Below are 19,005 nucleotides of genomic sequence, written 5' to 3'. Positions count from 1 at the left end.
TCGCCTGTGAATCCCATAAGTGAGGCCCTCTCCGGGGTCGGCACCCTGTTCCGCGGTCTGGCCATCGTCGTGCGCAGACCCCGCCTGTTCCTCCTCGGCGCCCTACCGGCGCTGATCACGTCGCTGCTGTTCCTGGCGGCGTTGGTCACCCTGATCCTCAACATGGAGGATCTGGTCGCCTGGGCCACCCCCTTCGCCGCCGGCTGGGACTCCCCCTGGCGGGGGCTGGTGCGCGGCTCCCTGGCGCTGGGGCTGCTGGTCGGTTCGATCCTGGTGATGGTGGTGGCCTTCACCACGGTGACCCTGACCCTGGGCGCCCCGATCTACGACAAGATCGCCGAGATGGTCGAGGAGGAGATGGGCGGGGCACCCGAGGCCTTCGAAGAACCCCTGATCGCCTCGATCATCCGCGCCACCCGCCAGGCGGTGGTCCTGGTACTGGTCTCCCTGGTCGTGACGCTCTGCGCGTTCCTGCTCGGGCTGATCCCCGTGGTGGGTTGGGTCCTGGGGCCGGCGCTGACCGCCGTGATGGGCGGCTGGCTGCTCTGTATCGAGCTCGTCGCCAGCGCCTTCGACCGCCGAGGGCTGCTGCGGCTCCGGGACCGCAGGCAACACATGGGCCGGCGCCGCTGGCGGGTTCTGGGCTTCTCGCTCCCCACGTACTTCCTGCTGGCGGTGCCGTTCGTGGCGGTGGTGGTGTTCCCGGCCGCGACCGCCGGCGGAACCATCCTCGCCCGCGAACTCCTTCCCGAACAGCCCGAGTCCCCGCAGACGCCGGTTCCGCAGGTCCCCCCGACGACCACCGCCTGAAACACGCCACGAAAGGGGGCGGGCGACCACGTGGTCGCCCGCCCCTTCGACACACCCTTGTTCTCGCTCAGGTATCGGAGAGCAGCAGATCAGCCGCGTCCAGTTTCAGGTCGAACGGCTTCGGGAAGCGAACCGATCCGTTCTTTTGAGTTCGAGTCACTTCCTGGTGCTCCGATCCCTCCGGTTCTTGGAACAGAGCGACCTCCTCCCGTACCGGATCGATCACCAGGTACAAGGGGACCCCGGCCTGCGCATACCCCTTCGCCTTGTCGATCCAGTCAGCGTGCCTACTGCTCGGAGAGACGACCTCCACAACCAGCTCGACCTCCTCGGCAGGACGTGTCCATTCCGGACCATCCCACCCCTCCCCCCTCGCCAGAGGGATCGGCATGACGACCAGGTCGGGAACATATCGGTCACCCGTCTTGGCGATCTCCAGAGTGATCATCTGCATCGCCCGTAGACCCTGGTCCTTGAGACCGACTTCTAGTAGCGACTCGTGTACCTCGGTGAGAATGTCGGCATGTCTGACCGTGGGCGTAGGCGACACGATGATGCTCCCGTTGATGATCTCCGTGCGGTAACCATCCGGGAGTTCGATGCTTTCGGCCAGTGCGTGGAGGTCCATCTCAGACTTCTCCGTCCGCTCCTGCACAGCACACGTCATGGGCGGCTCCCTGCGGTATCCAGAACGTTTCCGAGCGTAGCGAGAGCACTCTGCCAGCGTACGCGCTTTCTCGAAGGATCCCCAGGAATTCGACGTGCGGGCGGCGCGAAGTGGAAGAAGTTCGAGGCTCCCCCGAATTCGAGGGGACCACACGCCACAGGCCCGGCGCCACTGTGGACGGCCGGGCCTGTGGACAACGTCTGGAAGGGCTCTATCGCAGACCGGGGTCGCGGCGCAGGGCGGTGGTGATCATGCGCTCCACCAGGGTCGCGTAGTCCACGCCGGTGGCCTCCCACATCTTCGGGAAGGCCGACGCCAGGGTGAAGCCGGGCATGGTGTTGAGCTCGTTGACGAGGACTTCGCCGTCCTCGGTGTAGAAGAAGTCCACCCGGGCCAGACCCTCGCAGCCCATGGCCTCGAACACGTCGACGGCCATCTGGCGCAGACGTGCCGTGGCCTCCTCCGGGATCCGGGCCGGGATGGTCAGGCTGGAGGTGGACAGGTACTTGGCCTCGAAGTCGTAGAAGTCGAAGCCGTCGGCCACGTGCACCTCGGCGGGGAACGACACGTCGGCGATGCCGCCGTCCTCGGACTCCAGCACCCCGCACTCGATCTCCCGGCCGATGACCTGGGCCTCGACGAGCACCTTGGGATCGTGCTCACGGGCGGCCTCGACGGCGGCCACGACCGCGTCGGTGTCGGAGGAGTCCCGCACCCGGCTGATCCCGACGCTGCTGCCGGCACGGGCCGGCTTGACGAACACCGTCGTGCCCAACTCGGCGACGTCGTCCAGGACCTTCTTGCGCTCGTTGCGCCAGGTGCGTTCGGTGATGGCGACGAACGGGCTGGTGGGGATGCCGTTGCCGACCAGCAACGCCTTCATGAACACCTTGTCCATGGCGGCGGCGCTGGAGAACACCCCGGCGCCCGCGTAGCGCACGCCCATCATCTCGAACAGGCCTTGGATGGTGCCGTCCTCGCCGAAAGGACCGTGCAGCAGCGGCAGCACGACGTCGACCTCGGCCAGGCGCTGCGTGCCCTGGTCCGGGGAGACGGTCATGAGCCGGCCCGGGCCGTCGAACGGCAGCGCCAGTTCGGTGCCCTCCTCGGAGACCGACGGCAGCGTCTTGGTCACCGCGTCGATGCGCAGGGCCTCGGGGTCGCCCGAGGTCAGGACCCAGTTGCCGGACGGGGTGATCCCGACCGGGACGATCTCGTAGCGATCGGGATCGATGACGGACATGACGCTGCCCGCGGTGACGCAGGAGATCTCGTGCTCGGAACTACGACCGCCGAAAACGACGGCGACCCGAATCTTGCGCTGCTCGGACGACATGCTGACAGACCTTATCTCGCCTAACGATGGAACCGGAACGAGTGGAATTCGTCCCGTGTGTCACTTTCCCCCGTCGAGCGCCGTCAAGGCGTCGTCGATGAGGTCCTGGGGGTCCTCCAGGCCGATGGAGAACCGTACCGCGCCCGGTGAGACGCCCGCCGCCGCCAGTTCGGCCGCGCTCATCAACCGGTGCGAGGTCGAGCCCACATGCCCGACCAGGGTGTGGGTGCCGCCCAGGGACGCGGCGATCGTGGCCAGCCGCAGGCGGTCGACGAAGGCCATGCCGTCGTCGCGTCCGCCCTTGAGGTGCACGGTGACCACGGCGCCGTAACGGCCCGCGTCGAACAGCTTGTCCGCGAGGTCGTGCTGGGGGTGCGCGGCCAGTGACGGGTGGTCGACCCGCTCCACGGCCGGGTGGTCCTCCAGCGCGGCGGCGAACGCCGCGGCGGTCTCGCACTGGCGCTGTACGCGCAGCGGCAGGGTCTCCAGACCGCGGTGCAGCAGGTACGCCTCGTCCGGGGCCAGGCACGGGCCCAGGTCGACGCGGGCCGCGCGGATCCGCTCGATCAGCGAGGGCGAGGCCACGGCCACACCACCGGTGGTGTCGCTGTGTCCGCCCAGGTACTTGGTGGCCGAGTGCACCACCACGTCCGCGCCGAACTCCAGGGGACGGCAGATCGCCGGGGAGGCGAACGTGGAGTCCACCACCAGCGCGGCGCCCGCCGAACGGCAGATCCGCCCCAGTTCCGGCAGGTCGGAGACGGTCATGGTGGGGTTGGACAGCGTCTCGGTGAACACCATCCGCGTGTCCGGGGTGATCGCCGCCCGCACCGCGTCCAGGTCGGTGATGTCCACGAAGTCGGTGCGCACGCCGAACCGACGCATCATCCGGTCCAGCAGCGAGTAGGTGTTGCCGTAGATCGAGCGGGACGCCACCACGTGCGCCCCCGCCTCGGTCAGGGCCAGGAACACGGTGCTGATCGCCGCCATGCCGGAGGCGAAGGCCTGGCCGCGCACCCGGTCGGGGAGCCCCACGCCCTCCAGCGCGGCCACGGCCTCGGCGAAGGCGTCCGCGGTGGGGCTGTCGATGCGCGCGTAGGAGTAGCCGTCGGTCCTGCCGTCCAGCACGTCGGCGAACCCCTGCGAGGTGTCGAACGCGTACGTGGTGGCGCGGTGGACCGGCATCCGCATCGGTCGTTGGTCGGGGGCGGAGGACTCCGGAAGGGAGACCGCCCTGGTGTGCTCGCCCGCGTTCCCGGATCCGGGTGTGTGTGACATCGTGCTCGCTCTCAGACCCCGTACCGCTCCGGCTTGCTGCTACGGGACATGAATTCCGCGAGCGCCCGGGCCGGGCTCAGGTCGTGGTGCATCATCTTGACGACGGCCTCGGTGATCGGCATGTCGACCCCGTTGGCCCACCCGAGTTCGAGGATCGACTCGGAGGACTTGACCCCTTCGGCCGTCTGTCTGGTCTCTTGGACGACCTGTTCCAGGGTCTTACCGGCGCCCAGTTTCTCACCGAAGGTCCGGTTCCGCGACAGCGGGGAGGAGCATGTCGCGACGAGGTCGCCCATTCCGGCCAGGCCGGACAGGGTGTGCTCGTCGGCGCCGAGCGTCACCGCCAGGCGGGTGGTCTCGGCCAGACCACGGGTGATGAGCGAGGCCTTGGTGTTGTCACCGAAGCCCATGCCCTCGGCCACGCCCACGGCCAGCCCGATGACGTTCTTCATCGCGCCGCCGATCTCCACGCCCACCAGGTCGGTGCTGGTGTAGGGGCGGAAGTAGGCCGACTTGAACAGCGACTGCAACCGCACGGCCGTGGGCTCGTGCGGGCAGGCCACCACGGCGGTGGCCGGCTGGCGTTCGGCGATCTCCCTGGCCAGGTTGGGGCCCGAGACCACGGCGATCTGTTCCTCGGGCAGCTCCAGGACCTCGCCGATGACCTGGCTCATCCGTAGGAGGTTGCCCAGCTCGACACCCTTCATGAGGCTGACGGCCACGGCGTTCCGGGGGAAGACGTCCTTCAGGTCGGCGAGGTTGGCCCGCAGCGACTGGGAGGGCACCGCCAGCACCACGACCGAGGCGCCTTCCAGCGCCTCGTCGACGTCGGTGGTGGCCCGCAGCTCCGCGTTGAGCATGAGCCCCGGGAGGTAGTCGGGGTTCTCCGAGGCCTCGTTGATCGCGTCCACGATCGTGGCCCGGCGCGCCCACAGGACGACCTCGGCGGCCTCCTGCCCCGACTTGCGGGCGAGGTCGGCGGCGTCGGCGACGACGTTGGCGAACGTGGTCCCCCACGAGCCACCGCCCAGAATCGCGACCTTCACCTTGTCATCGCTCATGTACTCGGTCATGCCCCCGTGTTGTTCTTCCCGTTGTCGCCGTCGGCGGTCTCGGCCTGCCCGGCCCCGTTCGCCGCGGCCTCGGCGCCCTGTCCCCCTTGCTCCACCGCGCGTTCGGTGCGCTTGGCCTCGGCCTGCTCCCGGCGGGCCTTGGCGAAGTCGAAGGGCACCGCGGGCGGCTCCTCCCCGCGGATCTCGGCCTGCAGGGCGGTGATGTCGGCCATGATCGCCTTGGTGGCCCCCTCCAGGACGGTGGCCGTGATCGGCTCGTCCCGGTAGGCGGACAGGTCCACCGGCGGTCCGGCCTTGAACTGAATGCGCTTGCGCGGCGGCAGCAGCCGGGGCTTCTTCGCACCGTAGGGCAGGATGTTCTGCTCGCCCCAGTGCGCCACCGGGATGACCGGGACACCCGTGGTCAGCGCCAGGCGCGCCACACCGTTCTTGGCGGTCATCGGCCACAGGTTCGGATCACGGGTGCAGGTGCCCTCGGGGTAGAAGATCACCGAGGAACCGTCCTGGGTGAGCGCCTTCTCGGCCTCGCCCAGCGCCTTGACCGCGTCGGAGCTGCCGCGCTTGATCGGGATCTGGCCCGTGGCCTTGGCGACCGAGCTGACCACCGGGATCTTCATGACCGAGTCCTTCATGGTGAAGGTGGGCCAGCGCCGGGCACCGATGTAGAGGAAGTGGGCGACCGTCAGCGGGTCGGTCACGGACAGGTGGTTGGCCGCGATGATCGCACCGCCCTGCTTGGGGACGTTCTCGGTCCCCCGCCACTCCGGCTTGGTGATCAGCCAGAGGACGAAACGGACGATCCGGGACACGACCCAAACGACCCATCGTGATTCTCGTTGCTTGGTCACGGGACTCCTCACTTCAACACAACCGACTCAGTCTAGGGTGTCCGCGCCGCGCCGATCCCCGAACATCTACCCTCGTCAGTGTCGTCGCCGTATCAAGTTCCGGGGGAACCGTGACCGGCTGTGGAGAACGTGGCGGGTCCGCCCTGCCCGGGGTGCGCTGGTCCCTGATCGTCCCAGTCAAGCACCTCGGTCTGGCCAAGAGTCGACTGGCCCGGGCCGCCGGGGACCTTCGCGAGGAACTGGCGCTCGCGATCGCCTGCGACACGGTGGCCGCCGCGCGCCGGTGCCCTTCGGTGGGGACGCTGTTCGTGGTGACCGACGACGCCCGCGCGGACGCCGCCCTGTCCGCCCTGGGCGCCGTGGTGGTGTCCGGGGAGCCGGGGGGCGGTCTGAACCCGGCCCTGGTGCACGGGGCGCGCACCGCGCGCGCCCTGGGACCCGGGCTGGGGATCTGCGCGTTGTCGGCGGACCTGCCGGCACTGCGGCCGGCGGAGCTGGAGCGGGTCCTCACCGCCGCGTCCGCCCACGAGCGGTCGTTCCTCGCGGACTCGCCGCGGGTGGGAACGACCTTGTTGGCCGCGGCACCGGGTCGGCCGTTCGCCCCCGCCTTCGAGGGGGCCTCCCGGGCCCGCCATCTGGCGGGTGGGGCACACGAGCTCTCACCGCCGAACGTGGAGTCGGTGCGCCGTGACGTGGACACACCCGAGGACCTGGTCTGCGCGACCACCCTGGGCCTGGGTCCGCGCACACGCGCCCTGGTGGGGCGCGTGTCGACCCGGGAGTCACAGAAGAGCCCCTGAGGCACTCTCGGTGCGTCTGAGCGCCGTCCAGAGCATCCGTGGGCCGCGCCCGACCCGAGGACGACCCCGGACCGATGGAGAGCGACCCCGGACAGCACTCCGCCCGGGCCCCCTATGGAGGGAACCCGGGCGGGTACTTCCGGCTCGCCTGAGGCGAGAGGACTACTTCTTGTCGCCGTTGACCAGAGCCTTGAAGTCAGCGCCGGCGCGGAACTTCGGAACGAAGCTCGCGGGGACGTTGATCGTGGCGCCGGTGGCGGGATTGCGAGCGGTACGCGCCGCGCGCTCGGACTTCTCGAATACTCCGAAGCCCGTGATGGCGACCTTGTCGCCCGACGCCACGGTGGCCTGAATGGTTTCAAGCACAGCGTTGACCGCTTCGGTCGCGGTCTTCTTGTCTCCGAGCCGGTCGGAGATCGCGTCGATCAGGTCACGCTTGTTCATAAGGTTCCTCCGGTTCCCCCTTGCTCGCACGAAATTAGGGGAAGCAGCGGCCCTTACACAAATACAAACGCCCGTGGGCAAGGCGTGTCGGGGCCTTTCCGACCTGCAAGGTCACGCTCCGCAACTACCGGGACGGATGTGCCCGGACGGGGAACGCGTCCTTTTTGCCCCCTTCTGTAGGCCTCAAAAGCCTACGTATAACCGGATTCCGGGCCCCCCGACCTCCCGCCTTAAGGACACAAAGTCGGTAAGCGAATGCTCACGTCAAGTAAAGGTAAAATTATTCGGGACCGAGGGTGCGCTGCGTCACAACGACCCTCGATCCCGTGTTCGGAAGGGGCTTCCGGCCCGGACCCCGGCTAGAGCGTGGCCGGCTTCCAGGCCGGTCGGGTGCCCTCGAAGACCGTGATGTCGTCGGTGTGACGGAGCGTCAGGGCGATGTCGTCCAGACCCTCCAGCAACCGCCAGCGGGTGTAGTCGTCCAACTCGAACGGCTCCACCACGTCCGCGGCCGGAACGCGCACCTGACGCTCCACCAGGTCGACGGTCACCTCGATCGTCGGGTCGGCCTCCACGGCCGCCCAGATCCGCTCGATGACCTCCTGGGGCAGCAGCACGGTGAGCAGACCGCCCTTGAGCGAGTTGCCACGGAAGATGTCGGCGAAGCGCGGGGACAGCACGGTCTTGAAGCCGTAGTCCTGCAGGGCCCACACGGCGTGCTCACGGGACGAACCGGTGCCGAAGTCGGGACCGGCCACCAGCACACTCGCGCCCTCGTACTCGGGGCGGTTGAGCACGAAGTCCGGGTCGGACTTGCGCCACTCGGCGAACAGACCGTCCTCGAAGCCGGTGCGGCTGACCCGCTTGAGGTAGACGGCGGGGATGATCTGGTCGGTGTCGACGTTGCTCGCGCGCAGCGGCACGGCCCGACCGGTGTGGACGTCGAACTTCTCCATGGGAGGACTCTCCTTGACGGGTCGGGGCGACTACAGGTCGGCCGGGGAGGACAGGGTTCCGCGGACCGCGGTGGCCGCCGCCACCAGCGGCGAGACCAGGTGGGTGCGCCCGCCCCGGCCCTGGCGGCCCTCGAAGTTGCGGTTGGACGTGGAAGCGCTGCGCTCGCCGGGCTTGAGCTGGTCCGGGTTCATGCCCAGGCACATCGAGCAGCCCGCCTCACGCCACTCGGCGCCGGCCTCCTTGAAGATCTCGCCCAGGCCCTCCTCGTTGGCCTGTTCCTTGACCCGCATGGAGCCGGGCACGACCAGCATGCGCACGCCGTCCGCGACCTTGCGACCGCGGACGACCTCGGCCGCGGCCCGCAGGTCCTCGATGCGACCGTTGGTGCACGAGCCCAGGAAGACCGTGTCGACGGAGACCTCGCGCATGGGCGTGCCGGCCTTCAGGTCCATGTAGGCCAGGGCCTTCTCGGCGGCCGCGCGGGCGGAGGGGTCCTCGAAGGAGGACGGCTCGGGCACACCGGCGTCCAGCGGCACGCCCTGGCCGGGGTTGGTGCCCCAGGTGACGAACGGGCTGAGGTCGTCCGCGTCCAGGACCACCTCGGCGTCGAACTCGGCGCCCTCGTCGGTGCGCAGACTCTTCCAGTGCTCGACGGCGGCGTCGAAGTCGGCGCCCTGCGGGGCGTGCGGCCGACCCTTGACGTAGTCGTAGGTGGTCTGGTCCGGGGCGATCATGCCGGCGCGGGCGCCCGCCTCGATGGACATGTTGCAGACCGTCATGCGCGATTCCATGGACAGGGCCTCGATGGCCTCGCCCCGGTACTCGATGACGTAGCCCTGGCCGCCACCGGTACCGATCTTGGCGATGACCGCGAGGATGATGTCCTTGGACGTCACCCCGGGCCGGAGCCTGCCGTTGACCGTGACGGCCATGGTCTTGAACGGCTGCATCGGCAGGGTCTGGGTGGCCAGGACGTGCTCGACCTGGCTGGTGCCGATACCGAAGGCCAACGCGCCGAACGCGCCGTGGGTGCTGGTGTGGCTGTCGCCGCAGACCACGGTCATGCCGGGCTGGGTGAGGCCGAGCTGGGGGCCGACGACGTGGACGACGCCCTGGTCGATGTCGCCCATGGGGTGCAGGCGCACGCCGAAGTCCGAGCAGTTCTTGCGCAGCGTCTCGACCTGTTTGCGGGAGACCGGGTCCGCGATGGGCGCGAGGAGGTCCATCGTGGGGACGTTGTGGTCCTCGGTGGCGATGGTGAGGTCGGGACGTCGAACGGGGCGACCGGCCAGACGCAGGCCCTCGAAGGCCTGAGGGCTGGTCACCTCGTGGACGAGGTGGAGGTCGATGTAGAGCAGGTCCGGCTCGCCTTCGGCACGTCGAACGACGTGCTCCTCCCAGACCTTCTCGGCCATCGTGCGTGCCATGGGAGATCGCCTCTCTCGTGTCTTCTCGGTCTTGGGTCCCGCCGTGTCTCGCACGTACCCGGAACCCTCGCGCGGATGGTCGGCCCGACTTGCATTCCATATAGCGAGACGGCAATATCAAGCCATGGACAACTCTAGCTCATCCAGCGGTGTCGGTGTCCTGGACAAGACGATGTCCGTCCTCGACGCCCTGGAATCGGGGCCCGCGTCGCTGGCGCAATTGGTCCAGATCACCGGCCTGGCCCGCCCCACCGCCCACCGCCTCGCCGTCGCCCTGGAACGCCACCGCATGGTGACCAGGGACAGCCAGGGTCGATTCGTGCTCGGGCCGCGCCTGGGTGAGTTGTCGATAGCCACCGGAGAGGACCGTCTGCTCGCCGTGGCCGCGCCGGTCCTGGTCCAGCTACGCGACCTCACCGGGGAGAGCGCCCAGCTCTACCGCCGACAGGGCGACCTTCGTGTGTGCGTGGCCGCGTCGGAGCGCAGCAGTGGTCTGCGCGACACCGTGCCCGTGGGCAGCGAACTTCCCATGAACGCGGGTTCGGCCGCCCAGGTGCTGCTCGCCTGGGAGGACTCCGACCGCATCCGCCGGTCCCTGGTGGGCGCGCGCTTCACCGCCGCGAGCCTGGCGCAGGTACGGCGTCGCCGTTGGGCCCAGAGCGTCGCCGAACGCGAGCAGGGCGTGGCCTCGGTGTCGGCCCCCGTCGCCGGCCCCGGTGGACGGGTGATCGCCGCGGTCTCGGTGTCCGGCCCGATAGAGCGCCTGACCCGCTCGCCCGGACGCATGCACTCCCAGGCCGTGGTGTCGGCCGCGGAGAAGATCAGCGAGTCCCTGCACACCTACGAGGGAGGTCACTGACCACCCGTCCCGTCGATCCGATCCCCCGAGGGCGGCACCCGAACCGGGAGTCGCCCTCGACACGTCCTGACCGCACCGGAAGGCGTCGACCCCGAATGACCCCCGGAAACGACGAAAGGCCCCACCCGAATGGGTGAGACCTTCAGTTCTTGTACCCCCGAGCGGATTCGAACCGCCGTTACCGCCTTGAGAGGGCGGCGTCCTAGGCCACTAGACGACGGGGGCCGGACGTGATCCGCGTAGATCATCGAAACCATGATAACCACACGAACCGGACACCGATGGCGAGCATCGGCTCAGAAAGAAGGCTTCCACACCGTGGAAGCCACTTCCTGTTGGTACCCCCGAGCGGATTCGAACCGCCGTTACCGCCTTGAGAGGGCGGCGTCCTAGGCCACTAGACGACGGGGGCATACTTCTCGGATCCGAGGATCCGCACGTCCGATGCCAAGACATCGAACTCGCTGGCCTACCAGGACTCGAACCTAGACTAACTGAACCAGAATCAGTCGTGCTGCCGATTACACCATAGGCCAATGTTTTGAGGGGATCCGGTCGCTTTCGCGTCCCTGTCCCCCTCGGCGACGTAGATAACTCTAGCGGACATTCAGAGTGCTCGCGAACCGAATACGGGTGGTGGGGCACACAGCCCCACCACCCCGTGGCATCAGCCCTCCCGGGCGTCCTTCTCCTCGGCACGCAGCTTCTCCAGCGCGGCCTCCAGACGTGCCTGGACGCGCTCGCGTCCCAGCAGTTCCAGGGACTCGAACAGCGGCAGTCCCACGGTCCGACCGGTGACGGCCACGCGTACCGGGGCCTGGGCCTTGCCCAGCTTCAGCCCGAGCGAGGCACCGGTCTCCTCGGTGGCGATCTTGAGGTCGTCGGCGGTCCAGGACAGCTCGGGGTCGGAGAAGCGCGCCAGGGCGGCCTCCACCATCTCCTTGCCCACGCCCGGCTTCATCGCCTTCTTCCAGCTCTTGTCGTCCTCCACCGGCTCCTTCAGGAACAGGAAGTCCACGTTGGGGACGATCTCGCCGAGCAGCGCGACCCGGCTCTGCGCCAGCGGGGCGACGGCGGCGAAGACGTCGGCGTCGTAGTCCTCGGCGTTCCAGGGGGTGTCCTGCCCGGTGAGCCACGGCTGACAGCGCGCGATGAAGTCCTCGACCGACAGCGCGCGAATGTACTCGCCGTTGAAGGCGCGCAGTTTCTTCTCGTCGAAGAACGCGCTGGAGCTGTTGACGTCCTGGATCTCGAAGAGCGGCATCATCTCCGACCACGGCATGATCTCGCGGTCCTCACCCGGCGCCCAGCCCAGCAGCATCAGGTAGTTGATCATCGCCTCGGCCAGGTAGCCCTCCTCCTGGTAGGACTCCAGGGCGACCTTGTCGCGGCGCTTGGACAGCTTCTTGCGCTGCTCGTTGACGATGACCGGCAGGTGCGCCCACACCGGCGGGGTCAGGCCCAACGCCTCCCACAGCAGCTGCTGCTTGGGGGTGTTGGACAGGTGCTCCTCGCCGCGGATGACGTGCGTGATGCGCATCTCGACGTCGTCCAGGACGTTGGCCAGCACGAACAGCGGGGAGCCGTCGGCCCGGGCGATCACGAAGTCCTCGATGGCGGCGTGGTCGAACTCCACGTCGCCGCGGATCTGGTCGCGCACGATGGTGGGGCCGCCGGCCGGCACCTGGAAACGCAGCGCCCGCCCCGGCCCGGCCTCCAGGCCGCGGTCGCGGCAGAAGCCGTCGTAGCCCAGGTTCGGGTTGTCGCGGCGCTCCTGCACCTGCTCACGGGTGCAGTCGCAGTAGTAGGCGCGGCCGGAGCGGTACAGCTCCTGCGCGGTCTCGCGGTGCTTGTCGACGTAGGCCGACTGGAAGTAGGGGCCCTCGAAGTGGGGGTCGCTCTCGTCGATGCCGATCCACGACATCGCACGGATGATGCCCTCGGTCCACTCGGGCCGGTTGCGTGCGGCGTCGGTGTCCTCGATGCGCAGCACCATGCGGCCCTCGGGCCGCTGCTGGGCCAGAGCCCAGTTGAAGAGCGCGGATCGAGCGCCACCGACGTGGAACATGCCCGTCGGGGACGGGGCGAAGCGGGTACGAATCGGAGTCTCAGTCACGGGCCCCAGGGTATCGGTGGCGCACTCGCCCCATCGCGGAACGCGGATGCTCCCCGGCGGACGGACACCGCGGGACCGCCTCGGCGGCGCGGATCCGCTCAGGGCGTTTCGGTCCGCTCCCCGGGCGCGATGGGCAGTGGTCTCGGGTAGCCCGTCCCCAGGCCGAACTTCTCCGACAGGGCGTCGGCGAACCCGGCCGCGATCTTGATCTCACCGCCGTCGTTGGGGTGGGTGCCGTCGTAGGTGTCGGCCTTCACGTCCCAGGACTCGGCCTTGGCCAGGTCGAAGCCCACCACCGGCGAACGTTCGCTCGACAGTTCCAGGGTCAGCTTGCGGACCAGTTTGTTGTACACGTACAGGCGCAGCGCGAAGCCCTGGTCCTGGTCGGCCATGGTGATGGGCAGGGCCTCGGCGAACAGGATGTGGATGTCCGGGTTCGCCTCGCGTGCGTCCCGGACGTAGGCGCGGATGTTCTCCTCCATCGCCTCGGCGGTGATCGGGTGCAACAGGTCGTTGAGGCCGATCAGCACGCACAGTACGTCGGGTCGGTGCTCGGCCACGTCGGCGCCGATGGTGGTGGCGGCGTCGGCCAGGGTGCGACCCCAGCGGGCGTTGTGGTCCTGGTCGAAGTCCGGGTCACGGTAGTCGACGCCCTCGGTGTCTCCGCCGACCGGCTCTGTGGGCTCGGCCCCCATCATCTCCGGCGGGATGATCTGTTCGGGGGTCGCGGGCGCGTTGTAGGGGCCGACGAAGTCCAGCCCGTCCACGTGCGGTTCCAGGTGGTTCCACAGGTGATAGCGCCAGGTCCGGTCCCCGTCGGCGCCGTGGGTCATGGAGTCCCCGGCGAGCATGAGCCGCACCAGGGCGTGGCCTTCGCCGTCGGCGTCCCGTTCGGGTTCGCCCATGCTCCTGCCGAGGACCCACAGCCCCGAACCCACCAGGGCCAGGACGAGGGTGATGGCACCGGTGAGGGCGAGGGGCGGGACGCGGTGTTTTCGGGGGGCCAAGGTCGGACCTTCCGCTCGGTCGGAGCGCGTGGCCCCGACGGGTGGCCCGTGCGCGGGCGCCCGGCCCGCGCACGGCTCGCTCGGGGTCAGTCCCGCTCGACCACCCGGTTGCTGATGGTGCCCAGGCCCTCGACCGTGACGGCCACTTCCTGGCCGACCTGGACGGGGCCCACACCGGCGGGCGTGCCGGTCAGGATCACGTCACCCGGGAGGAGGGTCATGAACGAGCTGACGTGGGAGATGATGCCCGCGATGTCGTGGATGAACTGTGATGTACGTCCATCCTGACGCGTCTCACCGTCCACGGTGGTGGTGACCCGCAGGTCCTGGGCCTCCTCGATGCTCAGCCCGGTGGTGATCCACGGGCCGATCGGGCAGAAGGAGTCGAACCCCTTGGCCCGCGTCCACTGCTTGTCCTTCTTCTGCAGGTCACGGGCGGTCACGTCGTTGGCGACCGTGTACCCGAAGATGACGTCCTTGGCGCGCTCACGCGGCACCTCGCGGCAGGGGCGGGAGATGACGATGGCCATCTCGCCCTCGAAGTCGACCCGCTCCGAGGCCGCCGGGTAGAAGACCGGGTCCTGCGGGCCGGTCACGGCCGTGGACGGCTTGAGGAACACCACCGGTTCGTCGGTGGTCTCCCCCGTGACGTCCTTCATCTCCTCGACGTGATCGGCGTAGTTCTTGCCGATGCACACGACCTTCGTCGGCAACACGGGTGACAGCAGTCGCACGTCGGCGAGCCTGGCGCGCTCACCGGTGAGCTTGATGTCACCCATCAACGGGTGGCCGCTCAGTCGGGCGACGAACTCCTCCCCACTGTCCGTGTCCGTCTCGACCAGACCGAAACCGACCTCGTCGCCGGACGCGAAACGTGCGATACGCACCTGAATCCTCCAAGCAGCCCACTTCGACTCACTGTCCGAGTGAAGCGTAACCGCGTGGGAGTATCGATCGTGTCCGCAAGCCCTACCCTTTGTGGGTCCACGACTCTGGCATGCTGGGTTTCGATGACCGTCGAGAGGTGGAGGGACCGTGGGTTCACGTGGTACCCGTGCCCGGCACCGCCGGCGCAGGAACCCCATGGGGTTGGCCATCGGTGTGTGCCTGGTCTCCGGGGCCTCCGCTGTGTTGATGGTGAGCGTCCCCGAGCCGAATGACGAGCTCGACAGCACCCAGGAGACCTCCGCCGAGGGTCCCGTCGGCGAGGGAGACCCGGACGGCGTCCGCCGGCATCCCGCCGCGTCCCCCGCCGAGACCGGGGGCGCCGAGACGGACGCGGAATCCGACGCCTCACCCGACCCGAGCGCCACTCCCACCGAGGAGGAGACCCCGGTGCTGCTGCGCTCGGTCGAGGACGAGGTCGACACCGCCGACGGCGACATCCGGGTCATGAAGGGCGAGAGCGAAGCGATGGGCGAGGGTCCGCTCACCACCTTCGCCGTGGAGGTCGAGAAGGGTCTGCCCGGCGATGACTCGGACTTCGTCGAGGCCGTCGAGCTGATCCTGGGCGACCCCCGCAGCTGGGGCGAGGAGGGCTCCCGCTCCCTGCAACGCGTGGACGGCGACGACGCCGACATCCGTGTGCTGCTGGCCGCGCCCGACACCGTGGACCGTCTGTGCGCGCCGCTGAACACCAACGGGTTCGTCTCCTGCGCCAACGGCAACCGCGCCATCATCAACCAGAACCGCTGGGTCGCGGGCGTGGAGGACTTCGAGGACGACCTGGAGACCTACCGCGTCTACGTGATCAACCACGAGGTCGGCCACACCCTGGGCCATGGGCACGTCGACTGCCCCGGCGAGGGCGAGGTGGCCCCCGTGATGCAGCAGCAGACCCTGGGGTTGCAGGGCTGCGAGGCCAACGGCTGGGTCGACCCCGACGCCGACTGACGTCGCGCGACCTTTCGATCGCCTCGCGTGGCTTCGCCGGCATGGAGCGTTCGAACCGTGTTCGATGGGCTCGGCGCCGTCGTTCAGAATCCCCGTACACGAGGGGCGGGGCCGCGACGACGCGCCGCGGCCCCGCGCCTCCTACCGGGTGAACCCGGTCGATGCTCAGTCCTCCACGGACAGGTTGTACTCCTCGATGGTGCCGCCCACGCCCTGGGCGGCCTCGGACATGGCCTCCTCGGCGGTCGCGTCACTGGTCAGGGCGGCCTCCCAGCCCTCTTCGGCGGCGACGCGGGCCTCGGACATCACGCCCATCATGCAACCGGCGGTGTTCTCGTTGATCTCGGAGTCGGCGAGCTGGTTCGCGGCCACGGAGAACTGCGGGAACTCCTCGGAGCGCTCCTGCGCCTCGGGACCGTCGTAGCCCTCGGTGTTGACCGCCAGGTAACCGGTACCCGCGTGCCAGGTCGACTGGGCCTCGGGGGTCAGCAGGTACTGCACGAACTCCCAGGAACCGCGGACCTCCTCCGGGCTGTGGCCCTCACCGTTGACCCACAGGGAGGCGCCGCCGATGATCGAGCCTCCCGGGTCGCCCGCGCCGACCAGCGGGAAGTAGCCCGCGCCGACCTCGAAGTCGGACTGTTCGATGAAGCCGCCCAGGGAACCGGTGGACTCCAGGGTCATGGCGGCGCGGCCGGAGGTGAAGGCGGCCTGGCCGTCGTCGGTGTTGCGGCCGATCTGGACGGCGAGGTCGTCCTCGATCATCTGGTCCCACCACTCGACGAGCTCGATGATCTTGGGATCGTCGAAGAGCACCTCGGTGGCGCGACCGTCACGGCCGTTGGCGTTGTCGCAGTAGGGCACTGCGGCGCGCGCCATGAACTGCTCGATGTACCACCCGTACACCGCGGCGCCGAACCCGTACTGGACGACGGTGCCATCGTCGTCGGTGACGGTGAGTTCCTCGGCGGCCTCACGGATCTCGGCGAGGTCGGTGGGCGGGGAGTCCGGGTCCAGACCCGCCTCCTCGAACGCGTCCCGGTTGATGTACATCAGCGGGGTGGAGTTGTTGAACGGGAAGGACCGCAGCTCGCCCTCGACGGTGAAGTAGTTGAGGAGGGCCTCCTCGACCGTGGAGGTGTCGTAGTCGTCCTGGTCGAGGAAGGACTGGGCCGGCACGGTCTGCCCGGAGTCGATCATGAACTGGGTGCCCAGGTCGTAGATCATGATGAGTTCGGCGGTGTCGCCCTGCTGGATGGCGGCACGGTGGTTGGCCAGCGCGGTGTCGTAGTCGCCCTGGAAGGAACCGGTGACCTCGATCCGGCCCTCGTTCTCGGCGTTGAAGCCCGCGATGAGCTCGTCGAGCACCTGGCCGTTGGTGGCGTCCATGCTGTGCCAGAACTCGACCTGGACCGCCTCGTCGAGTCCGTCCAGCACCTCCGGGCCGGGTGCGGTGAGGTCGGAGCCACCGCCACCATCGTCTCCGGAACACGCGCTGAGCAGCAGGCCCAGGCTCGCGAGCAGGGCGGCGGCCTTGACGCCTCGCCGTCGGGGGAAGGTTGTCATCTTTCTCGTCTCCACTAGGTGTTTCGCGCCCTACTTGACCGCGCCCGCGGTGAGTCCTCGAACGATGAAGCGCTGTCCGAAGATCACGAGGGCGAGTGTGGGGAGGACCGACAGCGCGGCGCCGGCCAGGAGGAGTCCGGGGTTGGAGTACTCCCCCACCTTGAGGCTGTTGAGGCCGATCTGCAGGGTCTGCATCTCGGTGCTGCGGGTGATGATCAGCGGCCAGAAGTACATGTTCCAGCTGGTGATGAACACGTACATGCCGACGGCGGTCAGGGCCGGTTTGCTCAGCGGCAGCAGGATGGTCCATAGGAACCGCAGGTGACCCATGCCGTCGATGCGCGCGGCGTCGAACAGCTCGCGGGGGAACTGCTTGAAGCTCTGGCGTAGGAGGAACGTGCCGAAGGCGTAGGCCAAGAACGGCATGACCAGACCGGCGTAGGTGTCGCCCATCCCCCACCCGGTGATGGTCAGGTAGTTGGGAATGAAGGTCGCCTCGGCCGGCACCATCAGCGTGGACAGGAACAGCGCGAAGACGATCGCGCTGCCGCGGAAGCGCAGGAACACGAACGCGTACGCGGCCAGGGCGGAGGTGAACAGCTGGCTCACCGTGATGATGCCCGCCATGACCAGCGAGTTCCCGTACATACGTAGCAGCGGCACCGCGTCCAGGGCGCCCTGGACGTTCTCCAGGTTCACGCCGGTGGGCAGCAGCCTCGGCGGGAAGGCCGACAGGTCCTGAGACCCCATGAGCGCGCCCGCGAACACGTAGTAGACGGGGAACATCACCGGGATCAGGAAGACGCCCAGCGTCAGGTACAGCAGGACACGGCCCGCGATGTGCCCTGGCGTGCGCCGGTGCCTGGTGCGGACCGCCCCGGTGCGGGCGGGTGCGGTCTCACGTTCGAGGGTCGTCATGAGTAGTGCACCTTCCGCTCGATGACACCGAACTGGAGCGCGGTGCACACCAGGACCACCAACAGCAGGACGAGCGCCTGGGCGCTGGCCCGACCGAAGTCGCTGGTGCCGTAGGCGAAGGCGTCCTGGAAGATGGAGTAGACGAGGGTGGTCGTGGAGCCGACCGGCCCTCCGCCGGTGAGGATGTGGATCTGGCCGAAGCTCTGTAGCGCGTTGATCGTGGAGATGACGATCAGGAAGAAGAGCTGCGGTCCGAGCATCGGGATGGTGACGTCCCAGGCCAGCCTCGGCCCGGTGGCGCCGTCGATGCGGGCGGCCTCGTTGACCTCCTTGGGGATGGAGCCGATGCCGGCGGCCAGCACCAGCACCCCGTAGCCCAGGTTCATCCACACGGTGGTGATGACGATGGACCACAGGGCCATCTCCTGCGAGGTCAGCCAGGGCACCTGATCCAGGCCGAAGCGGTACAGGATGCCGTTGAGCACGCTGTTGCCGGGACTGTAGAAGACCGCGAAGATCACCGAGGCGCTGGCCACGGAGAAGGCGAACGGTACCGCGAAGGCTCCACGCAGGAACTTCTGTCCGCGGATCACCCCCTCCAACAGCAGGACGATGATCAGCGCGCCGACCACGCCCGGTACGACCACGCCGACGCTGAAGAGCACGGTGGTGATCAGCACCTGGACGTACTCGGGAGAGGCCATCTCGGCGAAGTGGCTCAGGCCGACGAACCGGTTCGGCCTGCCGATGATGTCGTTGCCGTGCAGCGACAGATAGATGGTGCGGCCCAGCGGGTAGACGAGGAAGAGCGCGAAGATCGCCACGGAGGGGCCGAGGAAGCCCCAGGCGAGCAAGGCGTCTCTTCCGGCTCGGGCTCGTTTCCTACGGGTCTTGGGGGATGGCGGTGACACGGCCGGCCGGTCGGTCGCCGAACCGGTGGTCACGCCGTTACCTCCACCCCGTGTGCGAATCGTGGGTGAGGACACGTCCCGAAGTCTTCAGGTGG

General features: G+C 68.6%; 18 protein-coding genes and 3 tRNA genes. 4 read left to right on the top strand and 17 right to left on the bottom strand.

Annotated features, from left to right (window positions below):
- Positions 1 to 6 precede the first annotated feature (6 nt).
- Positions 7 to 810 (top strand): EI24 domain-containing protein, encoded by an 804-nt coding sequence (locus ACWGSK_RS11265; protein WP_358512804.1) that lies wholly within the window; start codon positions 7 to 9, stop codon positions 808 to 810.
- Between the two features lie 67 nt (positions 811 to 877).
- On the opposite strand, the gene ACWGSK_RS11260 is transcribed toward ACWGSK_RS11265, so the two are convergent.
- From ACWGSK_RS11260 to ACWGSK_RS11240, 5 genes are all read right to left on the bottom strand, one after another.
- Positions 878 to 1,438 carry a Uma2 family endonuclease gene (locus ACWGSK_RS11260; protein ID WP_358512802.1) on the bottom strand — a complete coding sequence of 187 codons (561 nt, stop codon included), beginning with the start codon at positions 1,436 to 1,438 and terminating at the stop codon, positions 878 to 880.
- A 250-nt stretch (positions 1,439 to 1,688) separates the two neighbouring features.
- Positions 1,689 to 2,813, bottom strand: coding sequence for a D-alanine--D-alanine ligase family protein (locus tag ACWGSK_RS11255; protein ID WP_358512800.1), 1,125 nt, complete (start codon positions 2,811 to 2,813; stop codon positions 1,689 to 1,691).
- A gap of 60 nt (positions 2,814 to 2,873) precedes the next feature.
- On the bottom strand, positions 2,874 to 4,091 hold the full coding sequence (locus ACWGSK_RS11250) for a trans-sulfuration enzyme family protein (protein ID WP_452455781.1): 1,218 nt from the start codon (positions 4,089 to 4,091) through the stop codon (positions 2,874 to 2,876).
- Between the two features lie 11 nt (positions 4,092 to 4,102).
- Positions 4,103 to 5,164 (bottom strand): NAD(P)H-dependent glycerol-3-phosphate dehydrogenase, encoded by a 1,062-nt coding sequence (locus ACWGSK_RS11245; RefSeq protein WP_452455780.1) that lies wholly within the window; start codon positions 5,162 to 5,164, stop codon positions 4,103 to 4,105.
- Complete coding sequence (locus ACWGSK_RS11240; RefSeq protein ID WP_358512794.1) at positions 5,161 to 6,012, bottom strand: lysophospholipid acyltransferase family protein; 852 nt, start codon at positions 6,010 to 6,012, stop codon at positions 5,161 to 5,163. Before ACWGSK_RS11240 ends, ACWGSK_RS11245 begins: the two co-directional genes overlap by 4 nt.
- Positions 6,013 to 6,164: 152 nt before the next feature.
- Between ACWGSK_RS11240 and cofC the strand changes: the two genes are divergently transcribed.
- Positions 6,165 to 6,812, top strand: a complete 648-nt coding sequence (gene cofC / locus ACWGSK_RS11235; protein WP_358512848.1) for a 2-phospho-L-lactate guanylyltransferase — start codon at positions 6,165 to 6,167, stop codon at positions 6,810 to 6,812.
- 162 nt (positions 6,813 to 6,974) lie between these two features.
- Here the strand turns inward: cofC and ACWGSK_RS11230 are convergent, their stop codons facing one another.
- The 3 genes from ACWGSK_RS11230 to leuC all read right to left on the bottom strand — a co-directional run bounded on the left by ACWGSK_RS11230 (position 6,975) and on the right by leuC (position 9,640).
- Positions 6,975 to 7,256, bottom strand: coding sequence for an HU family DNA-binding protein (locus ACWGSK_RS11230; RefSeq protein WP_014910144.1), 282 nt, complete (start codon positions 7,254 to 7,256; stop codon positions 6,975 to 6,977).
- Between the two features lie 359 nt (positions 7,257 to 7,615).
- Positions 7,616 to 8,212 (bottom strand): 3-isopropylmalate dehydratase small subunit, encoded by a 597-nt coding sequence (gene leuD, locus ACWGSK_RS11225; RefSeq protein ID WP_358512792.1) that lies wholly within the window; start codon positions 8,210 to 8,212, stop codon positions 7,616 to 7,618.
- A gap of 30 nt (positions 8,213 to 8,242) precedes the next feature.
- A complete protein-coding gene (gene leuC, locus ACWGSK_RS11220; protein ID WP_358512790.1) occupies positions 8,243 to 9,640 on the bottom strand; it encodes a 3-isopropylmalate dehydratase large subunit in 1,398 nt (465 codons plus the stop codon).
- Between the two features lie 172 nt (positions 9,641 to 9,812).
- Between leuC and ACWGSK_RS11215 the strand changes: the two genes are divergently transcribed.
- Positions 9,813 to 10,499 (top strand): IclR family transcriptional regulator, encoded by a 687-nt coding sequence (locus ACWGSK_RS11215; protein ID WP_067602634.1) that lies wholly within the window; start codon positions 9,813 to 9,815, stop codon positions 10,497 to 10,499.
- 152 nt (positions 10,500 to 10,651) lie between these two features.
- Here ACWGSK_RS11215 and ACWGSK_RS11210 read toward each other — a convergent pair.
- From ACWGSK_RS11210 to ACWGSK_RS11185, 6 genes are all read right to left on the bottom strand, one after another.
- Positions 10,652 to 10,724: transfer RNA gene (locus ACWGSK_RS11210), tRNA-Glu, on the bottom strand.
- Between the two features lie 111 nt (positions 10,725 to 10,835).
- Positions 10,836 to 10,911: transfer RNA gene (locus ACWGSK_RS11205), tRNA-Glu, on the bottom strand.
- A 52-nt stretch (positions 10,912 to 10,963) separates the two neighbouring features.
- Positions 10,964 to 11,035 (bottom strand) — tRNA-Gln (locus tag ACWGSK_RS11200).
- Positions 11,036 to 11,166: 131 nt separating this feature from the next.
- Positions 11,167 to 12,615 (bottom strand): glutamate--tRNA ligase, encoded by a 1,449-nt coding sequence (gene gltX, locus ACWGSK_RS11195; RefSeq protein ID WP_452455779.1) that lies wholly within the window; start codon positions 12,613 to 12,615, stop codon positions 11,167 to 11,169.
- Between the two features lie 98 nt (positions 12,616 to 12,713).
- The gene (locus tag ACWGSK_RS11190; protein WP_358512786.1) at positions 12,714 to 13,622 is read right to left on the bottom strand and encodes a GDSL-type esterase/lipase family protein; all 909 of its coding nucleotides are present in this window, start codon (positions 13,620 to 13,622) and stop codon (positions 12,714 to 12,716) included.
- 86 nt (positions 13,623 to 13,708) lie between these two features.
- Positions 13,709 to 14,509, bottom strand: a complete 801-nt coding sequence (locus tag ACWGSK_RS11185; protein WP_358512784.1) for a fumarylacetoacetate hydrolase family protein — start codon at positions 14,507 to 14,509, stop codon at positions 13,709 to 13,711.
- A 196-nt stretch (positions 14,510 to 14,705) separates the two neighbouring features.
- Here ACWGSK_RS11185 and ACWGSK_RS11180 point away from each other — a divergent pair, with 196 nt between their 5' ends.
- Positions 14,706 to 15,515 carry a DUF3152 domain-containing protein gene (locus ACWGSK_RS11180; RefSeq protein WP_358512846.1) on the top strand — a complete coding sequence of 270 codons (810 nt, stop codon included), beginning with the start codon at positions 14,706 to 14,708 and terminating at the stop codon, positions 15,513 to 15,515.
- 165 nt (positions 15,516 to 15,680) lie between these two features.
- Here ACWGSK_RS11180 and ACWGSK_RS11175 read toward each other — a convergent pair whose 3' ends face one another.
- Genes ACWGSK_RS11175 through ACWGSK_RS11165 form a run of 3 tightly spaced genes read right to left on the bottom strand, consistent with a single transcriptional unit; the run spans position 15,681 to position 18,943 of the window.
- Complete coding sequence (locus ACWGSK_RS11175; protein WP_358512782.1) at positions 15,681 to 17,081, bottom strand: ABC transporter substrate-binding protein; 1,401 nt, start codon at positions 17,079 to 17,081, stop codon at positions 15,681 to 15,683.
- Positions 17,082 to 17,111: 30 nt separating this feature from the next.
- On the bottom strand, positions 17,112 to 17,999 hold the full coding sequence (locus tag ACWGSK_RS11170) for a carbohydrate ABC transporter permease (RefSeq protein ID WP_358512780.1): 888 nt from the start codon (positions 17,997 to 17,999) through the stop codon (positions 17,112 to 17,114).
- Positions 17,996 to 18,943: a carbohydrate ABC transporter permease gene (locus ACWGSK_RS11165; protein WP_358512778.1), complete on the bottom strand. Its 948-nt coding sequence runs from the start codon at positions 18,941 to 18,943 to the stop codon at positions 17,996 to 17,998. Before ACWGSK_RS11165 ends, ACWGSK_RS11170 begins: the two co-directional genes overlap by 4 nt.
- Positions 18,944 to 19,005: the final 62 nt, after the last annotated feature.

This window comes from Nocardiopsis sp. NPDC055551, from assembly GCF_053619415.1.
The sequence above is the reverse complement of the archived record's forward strand: the minus strand, read 5'-3'. Positions and strand labels throughout refer to the sequence as shown.

What these genes read in the sequence shown, in the direction of transcription:
- ACWGSK_RS11260 (WP_358512802.1), bottom strand. Translation starts at nt 1,438, where the DNA reads ATGGACCTCCACGCACTGGCCGAAAGCATCGAACTCCCGGATGGTTAC.
- ACWGSK_RS11255 (WP_358512800.1), bottom strand. Translation starts at nt 2,813, where the DNA reads ATGTCGTCCGAGCAGCGCAAGATTCGGGTCGCCGTCGTTTTCGGCGGT.
- ACWGSK_RS11250 (WP_452455781.1), bottom strand. Translation starts at nt 4,091, where the DNA reads ATGTCACACACACCCGGATCCGGGAACGCGGGCGAGCACACCAGGGCG.
- ACWGSK_RS11245 (WP_452455780.1), bottom strand. Translation starts at nt 5,164, where the DNA reads ATGACCGAGTACATGAGCGATGACAAGGTGAAGGTCGCGATTCTGGGC.
- ACWGSK_RS11230 (WP_014910144.1), bottom strand. Translation starts at nt 7,256, where the DNA reads ATGAACAAGCGTGACCTGATCGACGCGATCTCCGACCGGCTCGGAGAC.
- leuD (WP_358512792.1), bottom strand. Translation starts at nt 8,212, where the DNA reads ATGGAGAAGTTCGACGTCCACACCGGTCGGGCCGTGCCGCTGCGCGCG.
- leuC (WP_358512790.1), bottom strand. Translation starts at nt 9,640, where the DNA reads ATGGCACGCACGATGGCCGAGAAGGTCTGGGAGGAGCACGTCGTTCGA.
- ACWGSK_RS11215 (WP_067602634.1), top strand. Translation starts at nt 9,813, where the DNA reads ATGTCCGTCCTCGACGCCCTGGAATCGGGGCCCGCGTCGCTGGCGCAA.
- ACWGSK_RS11180 (WP_358512846.1), top strand. Translation starts at nt 14,706, where the DNA reads ATGGGGTTGGCCATCGGTGTGTGCCTGGTCTCCGGGGCCTCCGCTGTG.
- ACWGSK_RS11175 (WP_358512782.1), bottom strand. Translation starts at nt 17,081, where the DNA reads ATGACAACCTTCCCCCGACGGCGAGGCGTCAAGGCCGCCGCCCTGCTC.
- ACWGSK_RS11170 (WP_358512780.1), bottom strand. Translation starts at nt 17,999, where the DNA reads ATGACGACCCTCGAACGTGAGACCGCACCCGCCCGCACCGGGGCGGTC.